Annotated in this window: 19 protein-coding genes; 16 read left to right on the forward strand and 3 right to left on the reverse strand. The window is 71.1% G+C overall.

Going from position 1 to position 22,097, the window contains the following annotated elements:
* Positions 1-122: 122 nt before the first annotated feature.
* On the forward strand, positions 123-950 hold the full coding sequence (locus tag Sspor_RS34855) for a helix-turn-helix transcriptional regulator (RefSeq protein ID WP_202202649.1): 828 nt from the start codon (positions 123-125) through the stop codon (positions 948-950).
* A 46-nt stretch (positions 951-996) separates the two neighbouring features.
* Here Sspor_RS34855 and Sspor_RS34860 read toward each other — a convergent pair whose 3' ends face one another.
* The gene (locus Sspor_RS34860) at positions 997-2,409 is read right to left on the reverse strand and encodes an amidohydrolase family protein (RefSeq protein WP_202202650.1); all 1,413 of its coding nucleotides are present in this window, start codon (positions 2,407-2,409) and stop codon (positions 997-999) included.
* A 218-nt stretch (positions 2,410-2,627) separates the two neighbouring features.
* On the opposite strand from Sspor_RS34860, the gene Sspor_RS34865 reads away from it, so the two are divergent.
* On the forward strand, positions 2,628-2,984 hold the full coding sequence (locus Sspor_RS34865; protein ID WP_202202651.1) for a zinc ribbon domain-containing protein YjdM: 357 nt from the start codon (positions 2,628-2,630) through the stop codon (positions 2,982-2,984).
* Between the two features lie 206 nt (positions 2,985-3,190).
* Here Sspor_RS34865 and Sspor_RS34870 read toward each other — a convergent pair whose 3' ends face one another.
* Positions 3,191-4,162, reverse strand: coding sequence for a ScbA/BarX family gamma-butyrolactone biosynthesis protein (locus tag Sspor_RS34870; RefSeq protein WP_202202652.1), 972 nt, complete (start codon positions 4,160-4,162; stop codon positions 3,191-3,193).
* 101 nt (positions 4,163-4,263) lie between these two features.
* Here Sspor_RS34870 and Sspor_RS34875 point away from each other — a divergent pair, with 101 nt between their 5' ends.
* The 3 genes from Sspor_RS34875 (at position 4,264) to Sspor_RS34885 (ending at position 7,416) form a co-directional block, all read left to right on the forward strand.
* Positions 4,264-4,989 (forward strand): ScbR family autoregulator-binding transcription factor, encoded by a 726-nt coding sequence (locus Sspor_RS34875; protein WP_202202653.1) that lies wholly within the window; start codon positions 4,264-4,266, stop codon positions 4,987-4,989.
* A complete protein-coding gene (locus tag Sspor_RS34880) occupies positions 4,986-5,942 on the forward strand; it encodes an NAD-dependent epimerase/dehydratase family protein (RefSeq protein ID WP_202202654.1) in 957 nt (318 codons plus the stop codon). Before Sspor_RS34875 ends, Sspor_RS34880 begins: the two co-directional genes overlap by 4 nt.
* Positions 5,943-6,048: 106 nt before the next feature.
* The gene (locus tag Sspor_RS34885; protein WP_202202655.1) at positions 6,049-7,416 is read left to right on the forward strand and encodes a phosphomannomutase/phosphoglucomutase; all 1,368 of its coding nucleotides are present in this window, start codon (positions 6,049-6,051) and stop codon (positions 7,414-7,416) included.
* A gap of 105 nt (positions 7,417-7,521) precedes the next feature.
* Here Sspor_RS34885 and Sspor_RS34890 read toward each other — a convergent pair whose 3' ends face one another.
* Entirely contained in the window at positions 7,522-8,739 is a 1,218-nt protein-coding gene (locus Sspor_RS34890) for an IS701 family transposase (RefSeq protein WP_237404159.1), read from the reverse strand.
* Positions 8,740-9,045: 306 nt separating this feature from the next.
* On the opposite strand from Sspor_RS34890, the gene Sspor_RS34895 reads away from it, so the two are divergent.
* The 11 genes from Sspor_RS34895 to Sspor_RS34945 all read left to right on the forward strand — a co-directional run bounded on the left by Sspor_RS34895 (position 9,046) and on the right by Sspor_RS34945 (position 22,080).
* Positions 9,046-9,651, forward strand: coding sequence for a TetR family transcriptional regulator (locus Sspor_RS34895; protein WP_237404160.1), 606 nt, complete (start codon positions 9,046-9,048; stop codon positions 9,649-9,651).
* Positions 9,652-9,708: 57 nt separating this feature from the next.
* On the forward strand, positions 9,709-10,614 hold the full coding sequence (gene galU, locus Sspor_RS34900) for a UTP--glucose-1-phosphate uridylyltransferase GalU (protein ID WP_202202657.1): 906 nt from the start codon (positions 9,709-9,711) through the stop codon (positions 10,612-10,614).
* Between the two features lie 199 nt (positions 10,615-10,813).
* Positions 10,814-11,785: a ParB/RepB/Spo0J family partition protein gene (locus Sspor_RS34905; protein WP_202202658.1), complete on the forward strand. Its 972-nt coding sequence runs from the start codon at positions 10,814-10,816 to the stop codon at positions 11,783-11,785.
* A 70-nt stretch (positions 11,786-11,855) separates the two neighbouring features.
* Positions 11,856-13,298 carry an MFS transporter gene (locus Sspor_RS34910; RefSeq protein WP_202202659.1) on the forward strand — a complete coding sequence of 481 codons (1,443 nt, stop codon included), beginning with the start codon at positions 11,856-11,858 and terminating at the stop codon, positions 13,296-13,298.
* A gap of 116 nt (positions 13,299-13,414) precedes the next feature.
* Positions 13,415-14,200: an SDR family NAD(P)-dependent oxidoreductase gene (locus tag Sspor_RS34915; RefSeq protein ID WP_202202660.1), complete on the forward strand. Its 786-nt coding sequence runs from the start codon at positions 13,415-13,417 to the stop codon at positions 14,198-14,200.
* A gap of 8 nt (positions 14,201-14,208) precedes the next feature.
* Positions 14,209-15,489, forward strand: coding sequence for an MFS transporter (locus tag Sspor_RS34920; protein WP_202202661.1), 1,281 nt, complete (start codon positions 14,209-14,211; stop codon positions 15,487-15,489).
* Between the two features lie 6 nt (positions 15,490-15,495).
* Positions 15,496-17,193 (forward strand): FAD-binding oxidoreductase, encoded by a 1,698-nt coding sequence (locus tag Sspor_RS34925; RefSeq protein ID WP_202202662.1) that lies wholly within the window; start codon positions 15,496-15,498, stop codon positions 17,191-17,193.
* A gap of 293 nt (positions 17,194-17,486) precedes the next feature.
* Positions 17,487-18,683 (forward strand): non-hydrolyzing UDP-N-acetylglucosamine 2-epimerase, encoded by a 1,197-nt coding sequence (gene wecB, locus Sspor_RS34930; RefSeq protein ID WP_202202663.1) that lies wholly within the window; start codon positions 17,487-17,489, stop codon positions 18,681-18,683.
* A 16-nt stretch (positions 18,684-18,699) separates the two neighbouring features.
* Positions 18,700-19,473 (forward strand): hypothetical protein, encoded by a 774-nt coding sequence (locus Sspor_RS34935; RefSeq protein WP_202202664.1) that lies wholly within the window; start codon positions 18,700-18,702, stop codon positions 19,471-19,473.
* Complete coding sequence (locus tag Sspor_RS34940; protein ID WP_202202665.1) at positions 19,470-20,717, forward strand: FG-GAP repeat domain-containing protein; 1,248 nt, start codon at positions 19,470-19,472, stop codon at positions 20,715-20,717. The genes Sspor_RS34935 and Sspor_RS34940 overlap by 4 nt, the downstream gene beginning before the upstream one ends.
* Before the next feature lie 136 nt (positions 20,718-20,853).
* On the forward strand, positions 20,854-22,080 hold the full coding sequence (locus tag Sspor_RS34945; RefSeq protein ID WP_202202666.1) for an acyltransferase family protein: 1,227 nt from the start codon (positions 20,854-20,856) through the stop codon (positions 22,078-22,080).
* Positions 22,081-22,097 lie beyond the last annotated feature (17 nt).

The following is a 22,097-nucleotide window of genomic DNA, read 5'->3' on the forward strand; positions in this document are numbered from 1 at the left end:
CGGATCGGCCGTCGGTATGAGCGGGAACGCGCCAATGAGGTACGGCAGTTCCGCCACCCGGGCGGGGTGCCCGGGTGCGCCGTACCCAGGCACCCGCCCGGGGCCCCCTCTAATCTGAAGGTGTGACCAGCAGTGATCTCGGAGACTTCCTGCGCGCCCGTCGCGCCCGCCTGCGGCCCGACGACGTGGGCCTGGCCTCCTACGGCCGCCGCCGCGTGGCGGGACTGCGCCGTGAGGAGGTCGCGGTCCTCGCCGGAATGAACAGCGACTACTACGCCCGGCTGGAGCAGGGGCGCGAACGCGGCCCTTCCCCGCAGATCCTCGACGCGATCAGCGGCGCCCTGCGCCTGGACGAAGCGGCACGCGCCCACCTCTTCCGGCTCGCCGGCACCGCGCCCGACGGTGACCGGCCGCAGCCGAGGGAGTCGGTCGGCGCCCCGCTGCGCCAGCTGCTGGACGGGTACACGAGCTGCCCGGCCTTCGTCCTGAACCCCGCCACCGACGTGCTGGCGGCCAACGCGATGGCCGACGCGCTGTTCTCCCCGTTCGCGCAGCGGGACAACCTCGCGCGCATGACGTTCCTCGCCCCCGCGGCCCGCCCGTTCTTCGTCCACTGGGACCGCGCGGCCGAGGCGGTGGTGGCCGGCCTGCGCCACGCGGCCGGCCTCGATCCGCACTACCCGCGGCTGCGCGCCCTGGTACGTGAACTCGGCGCGTCCAGCGCGGAGTTCACGGCGCTGTGGACCGCTCACACGGTCCGCGGCAAGACCTTCGACAGCAAGGAACTCGACCACCCCGACATCGGACCGCTCTCGCTCGGCTTCCAGTCCTTCGCCGTGCTCGGGGCGCCGGGCCAGCAACTGGTGGTCTACCAGGCCGAACCGGGGAGCCCGAGTGCCCGGGGGCTCGCCCTGCTCGGCAGCCTGCACGCCACCCGCCGGGCGTTCTGACCGCCTGACTCCACGGCCCCGCCCCGTGCCATGACCTCGCCGTACGTCATGACCGCCCGGCGGCCGGGACGCCCGCGGCGCCGAGCACGTACGCGCGGGACGCCCGGACCTCCTCGCGCAGGGCGGCGAGGTCCACGTCCAGGACCCGACCGTTCCATTTGCGGGGCGTGCCGCCCACGAGGACGGCGCTGATGTTGCGGGCGTCCGAGCCGAGGACGACGGTTCCGATGGGATCGTTGAGGGGCATGTTGTTGAGGTCCTCGGCGCGGATGACCAGCAGGTCGGCCTTCTTCCCCGGAGTGAGGGAGCCGGTCACCGTGTGCAGGCCGTTGGTGCGGGCGCCCTGGAGGGTGGCGAAGTCCAGGACGTCACGGGTGGTGATGCGCACCGGCCGCCGGTCGCTGCCGTAGGCCGCGTGCACCGCGCGCATCCGCTGGACCGTGTGCAGGGCCCGCATCTGCGTGAACATGTCCCCGGCCAGGGCGACTTCGACGTCGATGCTCAGTCCCGGACGGATGCCGGCCGCCAGGGCCTCGTCGACGGCGGGTACCGCGGTCTCCAGTCCGATCTGCGCGTCCGAGGTCGGGGCCAGGGCCACGGTCGTGCCGCTCTCCCCGATCGCCCGCCACGCCGGCGGGGTCAGGCCGGTGGCGTGGATGAGGGTCAGGTCGGGGCCGAGCAGACCGTCCGCCGCCCACCCCAGTACCGCGCGGGAGGAAGCGGCACCGAAGACGGCGTCCACGCTCACGCCGACCCCCAGGTCCCGGGCCACCCGGGCGAGTTCGCGGCCGTACGCGAGGGCGGGTCCGGCGATCTCCTCGGTGGCCAGCGCGGCCACGCGCAGGGTCAGCAGCTGGTCGTCGCTGCTGAACCAGCGTTCCCTGAGCCGGGTCAGGTCGCCGGGCCACTGCCCGTCCCAGTCCCCGAAGTGCGGCCCCATCGAGGCGTGCACGCCCCGGATGCCCGTGTCCAGCAGCGCCTGGACGGCGGCGTCGGAGTGCTCGGGGGTGCGTGAGTTGTGGGAGAAGTCCAGCATGCAGGTGATGCCGCCGTCGATGGCGGACAGGGCGGCCAGGCGGGTGCCGGCGTACATGTCCTGCGGGCGGTAGACCGGCGCGTAGCCGGCCAGGGTGGACGCGATGTAGCCGCCGAGATCGTCCACGTCGGGCATGATCCTGCGCAGTTGCGTCTGCCAGGCGTGGCGGTGGGTGTCGACGAAGCCGGGCGTCAGGATCGTGTCGGTGGCGTCGACGACCACGGCGCCGTCCCGGTTCAGGCCGGGCCCGACCGCCGCGACGGTATCGCCGACGACCAGCAGGTCCGCGTGGTCGAGGACGCCGAGCTCCGGGTCCATCGTGACGATCGTGGCGCCGGTGAACACGACGCGCCGTCCGGGATCGCCGGACCGGAGCCGGATCCGGTCGAGGACGGCGGCGTCGGTCGTGTCGTTGCGGGGCATGCGGAGGTCCTGTCGCCGGAGGAGGTGGACCCCCAGCCTCGGCTCGCGGGGAGGCGGCAACCAGGCCGCCCTCTGCCCGGGTGCGGTACACCCATGCTCGGGGCGGGGCGGGGCGGTCCGCGCCGCCCACGCGGTGGGAGCGGGCTCGCGCCCGGCGCGGCGCGAGGCCGCCGATCGGGCGCCCACCTGCGACGACGGCCCTGAAATATACTGTGGGGGTGACTGAGAACCTCCTGCCTCCCTGCCCCGAGTGCGCGGGCGCGTACACCTACGAGATGGGAGCGCTCCTGGTCTGCCCCGAGTGCGGGCACGAGTGGCCGCTCGCCTCCGGTGAGCCGGCCGGCGCCTCCGAGGAGCGGGTGATCAAGGACGCGGTCGGCAATGTACTGGCCGACGGAGACACCGTGACGGTGGTCAAGGGCCTCAAGGTCAAGGGCAGCCCGTCCGGCATCAAGGCGGGTACGAAGGTGCGCAACATCCGCCTGGTGGAAGGCGTCGACGGCCATGACATCGACTGCAGGATCGAGGGGTTCGGTTCGATGCAGCTGAAGTCCAGCGTGGTCAGGAAGGTCTGACCCGACCTGGTCCGACCTGCTCCGTCCTGCCCCGGCCACCGGCCACCGGCCGGCGGAACGCGAAGGCGCCTGCCGGGCACGGTCCCGGTCAGGCGCCTTCGTCGTTCTGCCGCAGGGGTGGAGCGGATCCGGCGGACGGATCATGAGCCGGCGCGCTCATGGGCCGAGGGGATCGCCGAAGGCCTGCCCCGGCGGGCGTGCGCCGGTCAGCGCGTGGCGTACAGGTGGACGGGGACGGACGACACGGTGGCGATGGTCGCCGTGGCCGCGAAGGCGACCTCGCCGTCCTGGCGGGCGACGACGCGTACGGCATGACGGTCCGGCGCGGTCGACACCTCCGGGTTCGGGAGCGTCTCGATCCAGCAGGCCGAGGTCAGCTCCGCATAGCGGAAGAAACGAATCTCCATATCGGTCAGGACTCCCCGTCGGGGGAAGGCGGAACGGTAGGCGGCCTGGCGTACGGCTTCCAGCAGCAGCATGCCGGGGGCGTGGTCGACGGGGTGGTCGAAAAGGATCGGGTGGTTGACGTCGGCCCGGAGCTGGGCACGTCGCGTGGAGCTGGTGGGGGAGAGGACCACGTCGTGGAAGCGGTCGCGGCCCACGCGGCGGGGTGTCAGCGGCGGCGGAAGCGGGATGGTGCGGGCGGCGACCTCGTCGAGGTCCCCGTTCCGGCCGCGCAGGCGCTGGTAGACGGCCTCCGGCTGGTTGGTGAAACCGGCTTCGGCGGTGCCGAGGAGTCGGCCGTCGCGGGTCGCGGTCACGTGCATGGTGAGACCCGCGAGTCTGCGTCCGCGGCGCGAGATGCCCGAGCAGCGGATGTGCAGCGAGATGTCGGCCGGGGTCGAACCGACGGCGAGGGCGTCGGCGTTCGTCGAGTAGCTGAACGTGTCCCAGATCTGGCGGTGACCGAAGGGGACGTCGTACGCGACGTGACTGAGGAGCGGGATGGCCTGGCGGACCGATTCGGCGAGGAGCAGGGGGTCGTGGTGACCCTCGTCCGGTGTGTAGAAGCTGTGGGTGCGGGGCCATTGGGCGGTGACCACGTACTCGTCCGGTGCGACGGCGTGCCACCCGGTGAGCAGCACCTCCGAGTGTGCGCTCTTGTGTACGTACTCCCGCGGTAAGGCGCTGCTGAGCGCGGCGGCGGGTGCGGCGGAGTGATCAGTTGACACAGTCATGGTTGAGCCCCCCTGGACGTCGGACATGAGCTGGTGCTTGTTCGGCGCAGGTCCTAAAATAAAGGATGTTCGTTTTTTTTGTCGAGATTAGTTAGGTGCTCATGTCAGAACGAAAGCAGCAACGCGCCCCGCAACTCAGGGCAGTTCAGACCAAAGCGGCCATCCTGCGTGCCGCGGCCGAGGTCTTCGACGAGTTCGGCTTCAGCGGAGCCAGCATCAGCAAGATCATGAAGCGGGCGGACGTCACTCAGGGCGGGATGTACTTCCACTTCAGCTCGAAGGAGGAGCTCGCCTACGCCGTCATGGTCGGCCAGGGCGACGGTCTGGAGTTCCCCGCGGGCGAGGACGGCCTGCAGCACCTGGTGGACATCACGCTCTACCTCGCCGAGCAGCTCCGGCACAATCCGGTGCTCCGGGCGGGTGTCCGACTGGCCGTGGAACAGGGCGAGTTCGGGCTGCGCGACGACGTGGCCTACCAGGCCTGGGTCCTGGAGTTCCGCCAGCAGCTGCGCTTCGCCCGGGCCAAGGGCGAACTCCAGCCGGACGTCGACGACCACGAACTGGCCTGGGTGCTGGTCAGCTCCTTCACCGGGGCGCAGCTCTTCTCCCAGGCGTCCACCGGCCGGGCCGACCTACCGCAGCGGATCGCCTCCCTGTGGCGCTACCTGCTGCCCGCGGTGGCCGCCGACGACATCCGCGGCGGGCTGCGCCTGACGCTGCCGCCGAGCGAGATCGAGCCGGAGCAGACGCCGGAGCAGGCGCCGGCTCCGGAGCCGAAGCCGGAAGCGAAGGCGCGGCCGAAGTCGGCACCGGGGAAGCGGGCTTGAGCACCCGTCACGTAGTGGTCACCGGCGCGACGGGCTTCGTGGGGTCGGCGGTGCTGTGCCGACTGGCGGGGCAGGACCAGCGGGCCACGGTACGCGCGGTGTCCCGTACGCGGCCGCCGGCCGCATTACCGGGGGTGCGCTGGGTGGAAGCCGACCTGGCCGACGGGCCGTCCCTGCGCGGGGTGTGCGACGGCGCGGACGTCCTGCTGTCGCTGGCCTCCTACGTAGGACCGGACGCCGACCGGTGCACCGCGGTCAACGCCGCCGGAACCGCGGCCCTGGTGGCCGAGGCCCGGCGGGTCGGAGTGGGGCGGATCATCCACCTGTCCACCTGCGCGGTCTACGGACCGGGCCCCCACCGTGGGCAGGACGTCGCCGAGTTGACGCCCGCCCCGGTGTCGGCGGCCAGCGGCAGCCGGCTGGCGGGGGAGGTGTCGGTGCTCGACGCGGGGGGACTGGTCCTGCGTGCGGGGCTCGTACTGGGAAGGGGCGACCGGTGGGCCGTACCGGCACTCGTCGACGCCTTCCGGCGCGTACCGGCGGTGTGGGACGGGGGCGAGGGACGCGCCTCCTTCGTCGATGTCGACGACCTGGCACGGCTCATCGTGGCGCTCGCGCTCGGTGACGGCGCCGGGGCCGGTGTCACGGGTGTTCTGCACGCCCACCACCCGGAGCCGGTGCGCAACCGGGACCTCATGGACGCCCTCGCCGAGCACCGGGTGCTGTCGGCGCGGCCCGCCGCCGACTGGTCGTGGCGCAGGTGCCTGGACTCCCTGGCCGCGACGCCGGGGTGGGTGAGCGAGCGTCAGTTCACGCTGCTGGCCGGTGACCACTGGTACCGCGCCGACGCGGCATGGGAACTCGCCGGGATCGCGCCGGGTCCCGGCCCGCTGAGCCGGATCGGGCCGGCGGCGCGGTGGTACCGGGAGAGGGGCGGGGTCGCCCCGGGGTGATGGCGATCTGCCAAAGCCTCAGCGGGATGGGGCGTGGGCGGGCTGTGCCGAGCCGGGCGGCGGGTAGCGTCCGAAGCACAGCCGGTCACCCCCTGAAGGAGTGGAAATGCCCGATCTTTCGAACATCGTCAAGGCGTACGACGTGCGTGGTGTCGTGCCGGACGAGTGGGACGAGTCCCTGGCCGAGCTGTTCGGTGCGGCGTTCGTGGAGGTCGTTCCCGCCGCGGCGATCGTGATCGGTCATGACATGCGGCCTTCGTCGCCGGGTCTGTCGGCTGCGTTCGCGCGGGGTGCGGCGGCGCGTGGTGTGGACGTGACGCTGATCGGGCTGTGCTCGACGGATCAGCTGTACTACGCGTCGGGTTCGCTGGGTCTGCCGGGTGCGATGTTCACGGCGTCGCACAATCCGGCGCAGTACAACGGCATCAAGCTGTGTCGTGCGGGTGCTGCTCCGGTGGGTCAGGACACGGGTCTGTCGCAGATCCGTGAGCTGGTCGAGACGTGGTCGGACGAGGGTGCTCCGGCCGTTCCGGCGGGCACGGTGGCGGGTTCGGTCACGGAGCTGGACTCCCTGCCCGGCTATGCCGCGCACCTGAAGGGTCTGGTGGACGTGGCGTCGATCCGTCCGCTGAAGGTGGTGGTGGACGCGGGCAACGGCATGGGCGGTCACACGGTCCCGACGGTGTTCGAGGGTCTGCCGCTGGACGTGGTTCCGATGTATTTCGAGCTGGACGGGACGTTCCCGAACCACGAGGCGAATCCGCTGGATCCGAAGAACGTGGTGGATCTGCAGGCGCGGGTGCTGGCGGAGGGTGCGGATCTGGGTATCGCGTTCGACGGTGACGCGGACCGCTGCTTCATCGTGGACGAGCGGGGTGTGGGTGTTTCGCCGTCGGCGATCACGGCGTTGGTCGCGGCGCGTGAGCTGGGCCGTCATGGCGGGTCGGGCACGGTGATCCACAATCTGATCACGTCGTGGTCGGTGCCGGAGGTCGTGCGTGAGAACGGCGGGACGCCGGTGCGTACCCGGGTGGGTCATTCCTTCATCAAGGAGGAGATGGCGAAGACGGGTGCGATCTTCGGTGGTGAGCACTCGGCGCACTATTACTTCAAGGATTTCTGGAACGCGGACACGGGCATGCTGGCGGCGCTGCACGTGCTGGCGGCGCTGGGTGGTCAGGAGGGTCCGTTGTCGGCGCTGGTGGCCTCCTATGACCGGTATGCGGGTTCGGGGGAGATCAACTCGACGGTCGCGGACCAGGCCGGGCGTCTGGCGGCGGTGAGCGAGACCTACGGCGGCGCGGAGGGTGTCACGCTGGACGAGCTCGACGGCCTGACCGTGACCGCTGAGGACTGGTGGTTCAACGTCCGTGCCTCGAACACCGAGCCGTTGCTGCGTTTGAACGTGGAGGCTCGTGACGAGGCCACCCTGGCCAAGGTCCGCGACGAGGTCCTGGCCCTCATCCGCGCCTGACGCGCTCCCGCGCCGGGTCACACCCGGCCCCGCCGGCGTTTGAGGCGCGGGTCCGGGCGGGGCCCGGTGCCCGGCGGAGCCGGGTTCCCCCGGACCCGCGCCCGCTCAGGCGGACCGCCGCCCACGCTCCTCCCGCTCCCGCTCCCGCGCTCGCCCCGGCACCGCATACGCATACGCGTACGCCGCCGACATCAGCGTCATGTGGTGGTGCCAGCCCGGGAAGGACCGGCCCTCGAAGTCGAGGAGGCCGAACTCGTCGGCCAGCGAGCCGAGCACGGCGGTGGACCGGGCCGAGAGCCGCACCAGGTGCAGCAGGTCGTCCATCCGGTGGCGGTTCATGTTGGTGAGCCAGACGGGCCCGCCGCCCCGTCGGCCCGGCCGCCGTTCACCGAAGAGCCGGTAGATCTGCTGCGTCCCCCGCCCCGCCGGGTCCCCGTCCGGCAGCCCGACCAGCGCCGAGTGGATACGCTGCCGCTGCGGTCGCACGGCGGGGCCGGCGAGTGGTGTGGTGTACGGGTGGCTGGTGTTGCCCAGGCGGGCGAAGTCGCCCGCGGTGGTCTCGCCGCGCCCCGGCGTGCGCGCGGGATCCACACCGTGGTTCAGGGCGGCGGTGCGGACCGCGAGGGTCGGCGGTACGGAGACCAGGAAGTCGTGGCCGCGGCGGCCGAGTACGCCGATCAGCGCGGCGGCACCGCCGAGGCGGCTGAAGTCGGCGACCACGGGGGGACGCGCCGACGAGGTGCGGGCGGCGATCGAGTCGACGAGCTCCAGTACGAGGGCTTCCGGGGTCTGGTGGACGGCCTCGGGGGAGATGCGCGCCCGGCGGCGCAGGACGGGATCCGCCACCCAGGCCTCGGGAAGTGCCAGCCGCCAGTCGACGGGCACGCTCATGCCGTCGAGGGACAGGAAGAGGCAGAAGCCCAACTGGCAGTTGACGATGCGCCCGGCGACCGGGTCGAAGCGGCGGTGCACACCCACCGAGTGCTCGCCGCGTTTGGGGAAGCACACCTGCCCGATCGTCCAGGCCCGGACGGGGTGGCGCTCCTCCACCCAGCGCAGCAGTTCGGTGCGGGCCGGATTCCAGTCCCAGGGGCTCGCGTTGATGAACTGCTGCAGGGACTGGGAGGCGGTCGGCGACTCGGTGACGGACGCCGCGAGCCTGCGTACGGACTTCTTCCCCGGGGTGGTGAGCAGTCCCTGCAGGTAGACCCGGGCCCAGCGGCGCTGATCGGCTCTCGGTAAGTGACCGAAGAGGCGTTCCGTGAAGCCGGCCAGGGCGGTGTCACCGGCAGTCAGGGATCTGGTCCTCGTCCGTGTCGTCATCTGTCTCCCCCTCCACTGCGGACGTCGGCGTGCGCCGTCGGTAGTACTCATAGAATACAGAACGTTCGTTTTTTTTCTAGCGAACCCGTGGCGCCCCGCCCACGACTTCGGCACGTTGGATGCGGAGGTCTGCGGCGTCCGTGCGGGGGCCGTACCCGGCCACCCGCAGGAGGGCAGGTCATGGGCGCTTCTTCGTCAAGTCGGCGTTGTCGGCGTCCGGCGCCGGGGCGACGCTGGAGGTCGCCACCTCCGTGCGGGGCGCAATGGCGAGTGAGGAACGACCTGGATGGCAGTGATAGTGCAGTGGTGAAGCAAGAGCGCGGCGTACGCACCCGTAATCATCTGATCTCGGTGGCCGCCGCTGAATTCGACCGCAATGGGTACGACGGGACCTCGCTTTCCCGGCTGAGCCGCTCCGCCGGAATTTCGATCGGAGCCCTCACCTTTCATTTCGCAGCGAAAGGGGAGCTGGCTTCGGCCGTCGAGGATTCGGGGCGCGCCGCCACCCGCAGAGTGGTCGAGGGGGTGACCGCACGCGGTGGCCCGGCCCTGGACACCGTTTCCGCGCTGGTCCTCGCTCTCGGCCGGCTGATCGAGACGGACGCGGCCGTGCGCGCCGCGGCGCGGCTGACCCAGGAGCGGGTCGGTGCCGGACCCGACTGGTGCGGGTGCTGGCTCCCTGACGTCAAGGAACTGCTGGAACAGGCCGCAGAGCAGGGCCAGCTGGACCCCGAGGTCGACCCCTGCCCCGTCACCCTGCTGACGGCGCATCTGGTGGGCGGCGCCGTCACCCGGGTGCGCCGGGGGCGGGGCGAGGGCCCCGGTGCGGTCACCGGTGAGCTCAGGGAGCTGTGGCGGCTCGTCCGGCGGGGCATCGCCGCCGTTCCGGCGGACCCGGAAATGCCCAAGTAGGAAGAAAGGCCGGCTCGTTCAAGCCGAGGGGGCGCCGGGAGCTTTACCGTCGGTGGCATGAATTCCACACCTCACCGGATAACCAAAGCAGTGATCCCCGCCGCGGGACTCGGAACGCGATTCCTCCCGCTGACCAAGGCCACCCCGAAGGAAATGCTTCCGGTGGTCGACAAGCCGGCCATCCAGTACGTGGTGGAAGAGGCCGTCGCGGCGGGGATGTCCGACATCCTCATGGTCACCGGACGCAACAAGCGCCCCCTGGAAGACCACTTCGACCGCAACTACGAGCTGGAGGAGGCGCTCCAGCGCCGGGGTGATCAGGACAAACTCCGAAGCGTCTGCGCCTCCACCGAACTCGCCGACATCCACTACGTGCGCCAGCGCGACCCCAAGGGCCTCGGGCACGCCGTCCTGTGCGCCGCTCCCCACGTCGGCCGGGAGCCCTTCGCCGTCCTCCTGGCCGACGACCTGATCGACCCCCGCGACCCCCTGCTCGCCCGGATGGCCGAGGTGCGGGAACGGTTCGGCGGCAGTGTGGTGGCCCTCATGGAGGTGGATCCGCAGGCGATCCACCTGTACGGATGCGCCGCGGTGGAGGACTCGGCGGGCGCCGACGGCGTGCGCATCACGGAGCTGGTGGAGAAGCCGGAACCCGGCACCGCGCCCAGCAACCTGGCCGTCATAGGCCGCTACCTCCTCGACCCCGAGATCTTCGAGGTCCTGCGGAACACCGACCCCGGACGCGGCGGAGAGATCCAGCTCACGGACGCGCTGCGCGCGCTGGTCCGGGCCGGACGCCCCGTGCACGGCGTCGTCTTCTCCGGCCGGCGCTACGACACCGGGGACCGCGCCGAGTACCTGCGCGCGACGGTCCGGCTCGCCTGCGAGCGCCCGGACCTGGGCCCCGAATTCCTGTCCTGGCTAAGGGACTTCGTGCGGTCGGAAGAGCTCGTGGGGGTCTGAGTGCCGCCCGGTGGGCGACCGGGCAACTTCCGCGGTCGCCCACCCCACCTGGCACTTCCTCGCCAACTTGCCCAGATCTCAACGGGGTTGGCCCTCTACGTTGGTTACCGAACGGTAATTACGTAATTTCTTCCCCGGGGCCGCTCCACCGAACGGAGCGGCGCCCGAAGCGCCGAGTGCACAGAAGGAGGTGAACTTCATGGACAAGCCGAACCCGCGGCCCGCGACGGCGCCCCCCGACGTCGCGGCCGAGGTACCGGTCGGCGCACTGCTCGCCGCGGATTCCCCCCGCACCGTCCAGGTGGACGAGAGTCACGCACAGGCCCTCGCCCACTCCGGCCGGACGCTGCCGCCGCTGCTGGTGCACCGCCCCACCATGCGGATCATCGACGGCACGCACCGGTTGCGGGCCGCCGTGCTGCGCGGGCAGGACACGGTGCACGTGACGTACTTCGACGGCAGCGCCGAGGACGCGTTCGTGCTCTCGGTCGAGGCCAACATCAGTCACGGGCTCCCGCTGACCCACACGGAACGGACCGCGGCGGCGCTACGGATCCTGCGCTCCCACCCGGACTGGTCCGACCGCGGAATCGCGCGGCGGACCGGCCTGGCGGGCAAGACCGTCGGGGCACTGCGGCGCCGTGAGGTCCCGGGGCCCGCCCCACCGGGCCGCGTCGGCCAGGACGGCCGCGTCCGGCCGGCCGATCCCGTCCGCGGCCGGGAGGAGGCGGCCCGGCTGCTGGCAGGCCGTCCCACCGCGTCGCTGCGGCAGATCGCACGGGAGGCGGGCATCGCGCCCTCGACCGTACGGGACGTACGGCGCCGGATCGGAGCGGGCGCCGATCCCGTACCGGCCGCCCAGCGGCGCGCCGGGACCACCCCGGCCCCCGCACCGCCCCGGGGACCCGCCCGGGTCCGGGGGCAGCCACTGCCCGCCCTGGTCACCAGCCTGTGCAAGGACCCCCTGCTCAGGCTGAGCGACGCGGGAAGGCTCCTGCTGCGCATGCTCGACCTCCAGGTGAGCGGACTGCGCCAGTGGGAGCGGATCGTCGCCGCGATACCCCCGTACCGCGTGGAGACGGCGGCCGCCGCGGCCGCCCAGTGCGCACGGGACTGGCAGGAACTGTCCGAAGAACTCCGGCGCCGTGCCTCGGCGCCGCCCCCTGCCTGAGCCGGCTTCCCCGGCGAGTACCGGCCTTCGACCCGGAAGGCCTCAGTTGTGATCGAAAGGATGTATGGCGATGTCGGTTGTCGAGGGAGCGCGTGTTGACGCGGGTGCAGGGGAGGGGGGAGGAGCCGAGGGGCCCGTTCGTCTGGACGGGCGTCTGAAGTTGGTGTTGGTGGTGCTGCTGGTGGCGCAGTTCATGCTGGCGGTTGATTTCTCGATTCTGAACGTGGCGTTGCCGGTGATCGGTGACGGTCTCGGTTTCTCGTTGTCGAATCTGCAGTGGATCGCGACGTCGTTCGCGCTCTGCGCGGCTGGTTTCACGCTGTTGTTCGGTCGGGTGGCGGACCTGTTCGGTCGGCGCCGGCTGTTCCTGGTGGGGTTGGCGGTGCTGGGTCTGTCGTCGCTGGCGGGTGGTCTGGCGACGTCGCCGGAGATGCTGATCGCGGCGCGTGTGTTCCAGGGTCTGGCGACGGCCGCGGTGACTCCGGCGGGTCTGTCCCTGCTGACGACGTCGTTTCCCGAGGGGCCGTTGCGGCAGAAGGCTTTGGGTCTCAATGGTGCGCTGATGTCCGCGGGGTTCACGACGGGCGCGATTCTGGGTGGCGTCCTGACGGATCTGCTGTCGTGGCGGTGGGCGTTCTTCATCAACGTGCCGGTGGCTCTGGCGGTGCTGTTCATTGCTCCCACGGTGATCAAGGAGTCGCGTCCGCAGTCGCGTCCGAAGCTGGATGTTCCCGGTGCGACGGCGGTGACGCTGGGTCTGCTGGCGTTGATCTACGGGTTGACGCAGGCGGGTGAGCACGGTTGGGGTTCGGGCAGTGCGCTGGGCTGGCTGGCGGCGGGTGTGGTGCTGCTGGTCGCTTTCTATGCGATCGAGGCGAAGTCGTCGGCTCCGCTGGTGCCGGTGTCGGTGTTGAAGAAGAAGACGGTGGCGTGGGGCAATATCGCGGGTCTGATCGCGTTCCTCACCGAGACCAGTCTGGTGTTCCTGATGACGCTGTATCTCCAGGAGGTGCTGGACTTCTCGCCGCTGACGGCCGGTCTGTCCTTCGGCGTCCTGGGTGTCGGTACGGTGATCGGCGGTTCGATCGCGCCTCGCGTGATCGGTGCGACCGGTACCCGCACGACGCTGATCGTGGGTGGTCTCCTCCAGGCGGTGGCGACGCTGAGTCTGGTGGCGCTGGGTGAGACGTCGGCGTCGATGTGGCTGCTGCTGGTCGCGACGTTCGCGGGTGGTATCGGCAACATGCTGGTGATCGTCGGGTTCATGGTGACCGCGACCACGGGTCTGCCGGACCACGAGCAGGGTATGGCCACCGGTCTGGCGACGATGACGCAGCAGGTCGGTATCACGATGGGTACGCCGATCATGTCGGCGGTGGCCGCTGCCAACGCCGACATCCACGCGGGCATCACGACCGCGGTGATCGTGAACACGGCCATCGTCGTGGCCGGCATCCTCACCACCGTCCTCTTCCTCCGGAACAAGGCCGCGCGGACCCCCGCCGCCGGCTGACGGTTCCCGACCGAGGACCCCCCTGGAAGCGGCCCGGCACGGGCCGGTACCACCGGACCCCCGACCGTGCCGGGCCGCTTCCCCCTTCCCAAGGTCTCCCCTCCTCAAGGAACGTGATGGACCTCCGTATCGAAGACCGCGTGTACCTCGTCACCGGCGCGTCGTCCGGAATCGGCGAGGCGACCGTCCGCCTCCTGGCCGCCGAAGGCGCCACCGTCGTCGGCGTCGCCCGCAAGCCCTGGAGCACCGAAGCCCTCGGCGACCGGGTCAGCACCGTCGCCGCCGACCTCACCGACCCCACCGCCGCCCGCCACGTGGCCGACACGGTCGTCGAACGCCACGGCCGGCTCGACGGCCTCGTCAACAACGTCGGCGCGCTGGAGTCCCGTACCGGCTTCCTCGATGTGACCGACGAGCAGTGGAAGAGCACCTTCGAGGTCAACTTCCACTCCGCGGTCCGCATGACCCGCGCCGCCCTGCCCGCACTCCTCGACACCGGAGCGGGTGCCCTCGTACACATCGCGAGCGAGGCCGCCCGCTTCCCCGACCCGGGCATCGTCGACTACGCCGCCACCAAGACGGCGCTGCTGTCCCTCTCCAAGTCCCTCGCCGCGGAGTTCGGCGTACGCGGCGTGCGCTCCAACGTGGTCTCGCCCGGGCCGACCCGGACCGCGCTCTTCGACGCTCCCGGCGGCTTCGCCGAGCAGCTCGGCGAGCGGTTCGGCCTCCCGGCCGACGAGGCCGTCGATCACTTCGTCCGTGAGGTACGCCGACTGCCCAGCGGCCGCATCGGTACGCCCGACGACGTCGCCGGCGTCATCGCCTACCTGCTCTCGCCCCTCGCGGGCCAGGTCACCGGCGCCGAGTGGAGCGTCGACGGCGGCGCCCTGCGACAGGTCTGACCGGGCCGATGCGCGCTTCCCTCCTCGCCCTCGCCATAGGTGCCTTCGGCATCGGGACGACCGAGTTCGTCATCGTCGGTCTGCTCCCGGAGGTCGCCGACGACCTGTCCGTGTCCATCCCCTCCGCCGGCATGCTGGTCACCGGCTACGCCCTCGGCGTGGTCGTCGGCGCACCGCTGATGACCGCGGCCGGTGCCCGGCTGCCGCGCAAGACCATGCTCGCCGTCCTCATGGGCGTCTTCATCGCGGGCAACCTGCTCTGTGCCCTGGCCGGCGACTACACCGCGCTCATGGGCGGGCGGCTGATCGCCGCCCTCACGCACGGCGCGTTCTTCGGGATCGGGTCCGTCGTGGCAGCGGACCTGGTGGCCCCCGACCGGCGGGCCAGTGCCATCGCCCTGATGTTCACCGGCCTCACCCTGGCCAACGTGCTCGGCGTACCGCTGGGCACCTTCCTGGGCCAGGAGTTCGGCTGGCGCTCGACCTTCTGGGCGGTCACCGGCATCGGGATCGTCGGACTGATCGGTCTGATCGCCCTGGTTCCGGCGCAGCCCGCGCCCGAACGCGGAGCACTGCGGGGCGAACTCGCCGTCTTCCGCAGGCCCCAGGTGTGGCTGGCCCTGACCACCACGGTCCTCGGCTTCGGCGGTGTCTTCGCCTCCTTCACCTACCTCGCGCCGATGATGACGGAGCTGGCCGGCTTCTCCGACGGCGCGGTCGCCTGGCTCCTGGTCCTCTTCGGCGTAGGGCTGTGCGTGGGCAACGTACTCGGCGGCCGGGCCGCCGACCGGGCCCTGATGCCCAGCCTGTACCTCATCCTCGGCGGACTCTGCCTGGTGCTGGTGATCTTCACCTTCACCTCGCACGCCGCCGTGCCCGCCGCGATCACCCTGGCCGCCTTCGGGGCCATCGGATTCGCGACGGTGCCGCCGCTGCAGGCCCGCGTGATGCAGCAGGCAGCCGGGGCCCCGGCCCTCGCCTCCGCGGCGAACATCGCGGCCTTCAACCTCGGCAACGCCCTCGGGGCCTGGCTCGGCGGCCTCGCCGTCGCCCACGGCCTCGGGTGGACCTCGCCGACCTGGATCGGTGCCGCACTGGCCGCGGCCGGTCTGGGCACCGCGGCGCTCTCCGGCCGGCTCGACGGCAGGAACAGGAGCAAGAACAGGAGCAGCGTGAGCGGAGTGCCGCGCCCGCACCCCGACACGGAGCTCCCCGCCACCGCACCACTGACCACCGCACCAGGTGCCGGGAACGGCACCCACCCCATCGTCGAACAGAAGTCGAGGTAGACGCACATGAACGGTGTCGATCGCCGGACCATGCTCGCCCGCAGCGCGGCCGTCGTCGGAGGAGCGGCAGTGGCCGGCGCCCTCTCCGGCCCCGTGGCGGCAGCCGCCGCCAAGGCCCCGGACGCCTCCGGCGAAGCGGCCCGCGCCGCGGCCGCCGGGACCGGATCCGTCGTCAGGCCGGGGGATCCGCGCTACGAAATGCTCACCACCGGCAACAACCAGCGCTTCGTGGCCCGCCCGGACTACATCAAGATGGTCCGCTCGACCGCGGACGCCGAACGCGCGCTGAGAGACGCGGTCCGGGCGGGCAAGCGGGTCTCGGTGCGCAGCGGCGGCCACTGCTTCGCCGACTTCGCCGCGCACTCCGGCACCCAGGTCATCATCGACTTCTCGGAGATGACCCACGTCGGCTACGACCCGAAGTTCCGCGCGTTCGTCGTGGAGGCGGGCGCCCGCCTGATCAACGTGTACGAGGCCCTCTACAAGGGCTGGGGCGTCACCATCCCCGGCGGCATCTGCTACAGCGTCGGAGCCGGCGGACACATAGCCGGCGGCGGCTACGGCCTGCTCTCCCGTGCCCACGGCCTGGTCGTCGACCACCTCTACGCCGTGGAGGTCGTGGTGACGGACGGAAAGGGCGGGGTACGCACCGTCGTGGCCACCCGGGAGAAGAACGACCCGAACCGGGAGCTGTGGTGGGCGCACACCGGCGGGGGCGGCGGCAACTTCGGCCTCGTGACCCGCTATTGGTTCCGCTCACCGGGGGCGACGGGCTCCGAGCCCTCCGAACAGCTGATATCCCCGCCGTCGAAGGTCCTGGTGAGCGCCGTCGACTTCCCCTGGGAGCAGCTGACGGAGGCGAAGTTCACCCGGCTGCTGAAGAACTTCGGCGCCTGGCACGCGGCGAACAGCGCGCCGGACTCCCCGTACCGCAACCTCTCCAGCCTGTTCAACGTCAGCTCCAAGGCGCACGGCAGCCTGGGCATGTTCACGCAGGTCGACGCGACCGTGCCGAACGCGAGACAACTGCTCGACGACTACCTGGCGGCTATCACGGCCGGTACCGGAGTCACCCCGAAGGCACTCACCCGGCCCACCGGTGAACTGCCCGCCATGCCGCAGTTCGCGGAACCAAGGACCCTTCCCTGGCTCCAGGCGACCCGGCTGGTCGGCACCAACAATCCCGTCATCACCAATCCGACCTCACGCGGCGCGCACAAGTCCGCCTACATGCGCAAGAACTTCACCGACCATCAGATCTCCGCGCTCTACCGGTACATGAGCCGGCCCGACTTCAAGAACCCCGACACCATGCTGGTGCTCTTCTCCTTCGGCGGGCAGGTCAACGCGGCCGCGCCCGACGCGACGGCCAACGCGCAGCGCTCGTCCATCTTCAAGATGTGCTTCCAGACCTTCTGGCAGGACGAGGGCGAGGACGGGTACTACCTGGGCTGGCTGCGCGACCTGTACGAGGACTTCTTCTCGGCGACCGGCGGCGTACCACTGATCGACGACAGCACCGACGGCTGCTACATCAACTATCCCGACCGCGACATCACCGATCCGCGCCGCAACAGGTCCGGCGTGCCGTGGCAGACCCTCTACTACAAGGACAACTACCCGCGTCTGCAGCAGGTGAAGAGGAAGTACGACCCGTCCGACTTCTTCCGTCACTCCATGTCGGTCAAGCCTGCCCGAGGCTGATGCCGACCTGCCCGTAACCCCTGGTCAGAAGCCCCGTACTCCGGTCTCCGGAGTGCGGGGCTTCTGTCGTTCCCGGCCAAGCGTTCGAGTGGCCGGGGGCGTTCGTTGACTCCACGGCCGGCTCCGGGAAAGCTGTGTCCTGGCCGGAAGAGGGCAGCTGAAAAGCCCCTCGCAGTGAGATCCGATCCCCTGGCCACCACCTCCCGACAGGCCCGCGGTGCAGCGCCGCGCCGCGCCCTCGCACGCCCCGCCACGGCTCGATTCCCAACGCGTACCAGAAAGCAGAGGAAGCCATGCGTTCCGTCGCCGTAGTCCTCGGCACCCGGCCGGAAGCCATCAAGTTCGCGCCCGTCATCCGCGCCCTCCGGGACGACCCGCGCTTCGAGCCCGTCGTGATCTCCACCGGGCAGCACCGCCAGATGCTGGACGAGACCCTCGACGCCTTCGGCCTCACCGCCGACGTCGACCTGAAAGTGATGGCCCCCAAGCAGACCCTCTCCCAGGTCACCTACCGTTCGCTGCGCGGCCTGGAGGACTACTTCGCCACCGCGCCCGCCGACGCGGTCCTGGTCCACGGCGACACCGCCACCACCCTCACCGGAGCCCTGGCCGGATTCCACCAGCGGATCCCCGTCGTCCACGTCGAGGCCGGACTGCGCAGCGGCCGGCTCGGCTCACCCTTCCCCGAGGAGGGCAACAGACGGCTCGTCGCGCAGGTCGCCGCCCTCCACCTGGCCCCCACCCCCGGCAACCTGGCGAACCTGCTGCGCGAGGGCATCGCCGCCGACACGGTCACCGTCACCGGCAACACGGTCATCGACGCCCTGCGCTGGGCCAGCGGCCGCGCCGAGAGCTACGGCGACCCGGCCCTGGCCGACCTCGACCACGACCCGCGCCGCGTCGTCCTGGCCTCCGCCCACCGCCGCGAGGCCTGGCCGCACCTGCCGCAGATCGGCCAGGCCCTCGCCCGCATCGCCGACGAGCCCGGAGTACGGGTCGTCGTCCCGCTGCACCGCAACCCCGTCGTCCGCGAGGCGCTCCTCCCGTACATCGGCGGCCACCCGGGCATCACCGTCACCGACCCGCTGCCCTACCTCAGCTTCTGCAAGCTGATGGGCCGCGCCGACCTCATCGTCTCGGACAGCAGCGGCAGCCAGGAGGAGGGCCCCGCCCTCGGCAAGCCCACGCTGGTCCTCGGCAGCGTCACCGAGCGTTCCGAGGCCATCGTCGCCGGCACCGCCTGCCTCGTCGGCACGGCCACCGAGGGCATCGTCGCCCACACCCTGGAGCTGCTGCGCGACCGGGCCGCCTACGACCGGATGGCCAACGCCGCCAACCCGTACGGCGACGGGCGCGCCACCGAGCGCACGGTCGCCGCGATCGCCCACTTCTTCGGCCTGGGCCCCGCGCCCGAGGCCTTCGTCCCCGACAGCGCCGTGGACGAGCTCAGTGTCGAGCTCGCCCGCACGGCCGACTTCGCCCGCACCTGACCGAGAGGACGCCCGCATGACCGCCACCCCGTCCGCCATCGAACGCCCGCTGAACTTCAGCAGCCCGTACCTGAGGGCCGACCTCGTGCGCGACGCCGTGGACTACACCGTCGAAGGCCGCACCATCGTGGTCAACCCCGGCGTGACGCCCGTGACCATCGCCGAGGAATTCCGCAAGACGATCCCTCCGCTCTCCTCGACGGTGCTCGCCGACACCCGTATCGAGAAGGCCGACGCGCTGCTCCTGCTGCGCCCCGCCGCCGAGGACGCCGAGATGGCCGGCATCGTCGAGCAAGACGGCTGGTCGCACCTCGCCGACCTGCTCGACCCCGGTGAGTTCTCCCGCGAGACCCCCCTCCACCGGAGCCCCCGGGACGAGATCAACACGGTGCTGTTCGACCCCGCCTACGTCCTGGGCGAGCGCGAGACCCAGCTGGACCAGCGGGAGTTCAACGTATCCGCCAATCTGTGGTTCGCACCCGCCGGCACCGACTGCTTCATCCACAACAAGCACGACTTCATCGAGGTCCACACCCAGGTGCACGGCCTGGGGCGCATGCAGCGGTTCCGGAACCAGGACCAGGCCTCCCTCTACCAGGACGTCCTGATGAGCCCCGGCTACACCACCCCGGACCCCTTCTGCGCGACCGGCCCCCAGTGCAGCTACCACTACCCGATGCACCAGTACCGGGCTGACACCGACTGCATCTGGCTCGCCATCGAGTACCACCCCGTACCCCGCGCCCTGCGCACCCTCCCCCTCCCGACCCTCCTGGAGAACCGCTCATGACCACCACCGGCCAGAACCCCGATTCCGTCCTGCGCGCCCCGAAGTTCACCGCCGAGGTCGTGGCCGACCAGCTCCGCGACGGCTACTGGCTGGAGGCGCCCGACATCGACGGCGACGGCAGGCCCGACCTGTTCGGCTACGGGCTGCGGCTCGGCGAGATCTACTGGTACGCCAACGACGGCGACTGGACCCGCCGGCTGATAGCCGACCGCATCAAGATGCCCGTCGGTGCCGACTTCGCGGACGTCAGCGGCAACGGACACCCCGACGTTATCGTCTGCTACGACCTCTACGGCCCCATCGGCACGATCCACGACGCCAACACCGAAGGCGGCAAGATCGACTGGCTGGAGAACCCGGGCACCCCCGACAAGGACGAATCGCGCTGGAAGCGCCACTACGTCGGCCGGGCCACCGGTATGCACCGCCTGCGCGCCGGCCACTTCACCCGCACCGACCGCCTCCAGATCATCGGCCTGCCGATCGTCGCCAAGGAGGACGTGCACGCCGTACTGCCCGTCGTGCTCTTCACCCAGCCCGACGACGTGCACACGGCGGAGGAGTGGCCGATGACCGTCATCGACGACAGCCACTTCCGGATGATCCACGGCGCCGAGAAGAAGCAGGGCCTCGTCCCCGGCTCCGCGCTCGAATCCCTGCTGCTGGCCTCCGACGAGGGCGTCACCTGGCTCTGGTTCGACGAAGCCCGCCAGGAGTGGGTCCGCGAGCTCATCGGCACCGGCGAACTCACCCAGTTCGAGCAGACCGGCTTCCGCGGCAGCGGCGACCTCAACGCGGGCCGGCTCGGCGACGACCCGATGGCCTACGTCGCCGCCATCGAGCCCTTCCACGGCAACACGGTGGCCGTCTACACCAAGGCCGAGGACGGCAAGGGCTGGAACCGCGTACTCCTCGACGTGTACGGCGACCCCAACGAGAACGGCGAGGGCCCCGGCCACCAGATCGTCTGCGCCGACTTCGACGGCGACGGCGACGAGGAGTTCCTCGTGGCCCTGCGCGGACCGTGGCCCTGGCAGGGCGTCATGTACTACAAGGCGATCGACGCGGCCAACGGCGTCTGGGCCAAGTGGCGGGTCTCCGAGGAGTCCGTCGCCCGCATCGCCACCGCCGACTTCAACGGGGACGGCCGCCTCGACTTCGCCACCATCGCGTACTCGGTCCAGAACTACTACGTGGCCAAGGACGCCAAGCTCATGGTCTACCGCAACGAGATCGACCAGTAGCCGCCGCCCCGCCCCCACCGGGCAGTCCCGTACGCCCCTTCGCGCCGCCGGGACCGCGCACCGCACGGCGGAGCACGGTCCCGGCTGCCGTCCCCGACGCACCCCACTTCCGAAAGAGCGATTCCCTGTGGCCCCCATGACGCCCTCCGAAGCCGCGAAGCGGGCGAAGCTGCCCTCCCTCACCGGCCTGCGGTTCTTCGCCGCGCTCTCCGTCTTCTTCTTCCACTCGTCCCTGACCGACTCCCCGATCCCGCCGAACGCGCCCATCAACCCCTTCGCGGACGCCTCGATCGCCGACGGGTTCTCCACCGCCTTCGGCAAGGCCGGCTACCTGGGAGTCTCCTTCTTCTTCGTCCTGTCGGGCTTCGTCCTCGCCTGGGCCGCCAAGCCCGGAGAGCGCGTGAGCGCCTTCCTCCGCCGCCGACTGCTGAAGATCTTCCCCAACCACCTCGTCGTCTTCGCCGCCGCGATGATCCTCTTCGCCGGTTCCGCCGTCACCGGCGTCGCCGACTGGCTTCCCAACCTCTTCCTCATCCACACCTGGTGGCCGCAGCCCACCGTCAACCTCAGCGTCAACCCGCCCAGCTGGTCCCTCGGCAGCGAGCTGCTCTTCTACATGCTCTTCCCGGCGCTCATCGTGCCGATCCGCCGGCTCCGCGGCCGGACCGCCCTGTGGGGCTGGAGCGCGGCCATGATCGCCGGAATGGTCGCCGTCCAGCTGATCGCCACCTACTTCGTCCCCGACACCCCGAAGTCCACCATCACGCCCATCTCCGGTATGCAGTTCTGGTTCGGCTACCTGATGCCGGCCGGCCGCCTCTTCGAGTTCGTCCTCGGCATCCTGCTCGCCCGCGTCGTCCTCGCCGGATACTGGCCGCGCCGCGTCGGCCTCGGCGTCTCCCTCGTCCTCACCGTGCTCGGCTACGCCGCCGCGCTGGTGGCCCCCTTCCAGTACGGCTTCGTCGTCGCGACGATCGTCCCGGTGGCCGCACTCATCGGGGCCACGGCCCAGGCCGACGTGGAGGGCCGGGACACCTTCCTGCGCAGCCGGCCCATGGTGTGGCTCGGCGAGGTGTCCTTCGGGTTCTACCTCGTCCAGGGCGTCACGATCTTCTACCTCCGCTCGCTGCTGGGCGAGAACACCTACAGCGTCCCGGTCGCCCTGCTGGTGATAGCGGGCTTCCTCGCGGCCTCCCTGCTGGGCGGCTGGCTGCTCTTCCGCTTCGTCGAGATGCCCGCCATGCGCCGCTTCGGCCGCGCCAGGCCCCGTACGCGGTCCGTCCCGGACCCGGTCGGCGCACCGTACGAGGGCCGGGACCCGGCCCCGGTCCCCGCCGCGACGGGCGGCGGCCGCACCGGCTGACCGCCCGACCCGCCCCC

The sequence above is a fragment of the Streptomyces spororaveus genome (genome assembly GCF_016755875.1).
Lineage (GTDB): Bacteria > Actinomycetota > Actinomycetes > Streptomycetales > Streptomycetaceae > Streptomyces > Streptomyces spororaveus.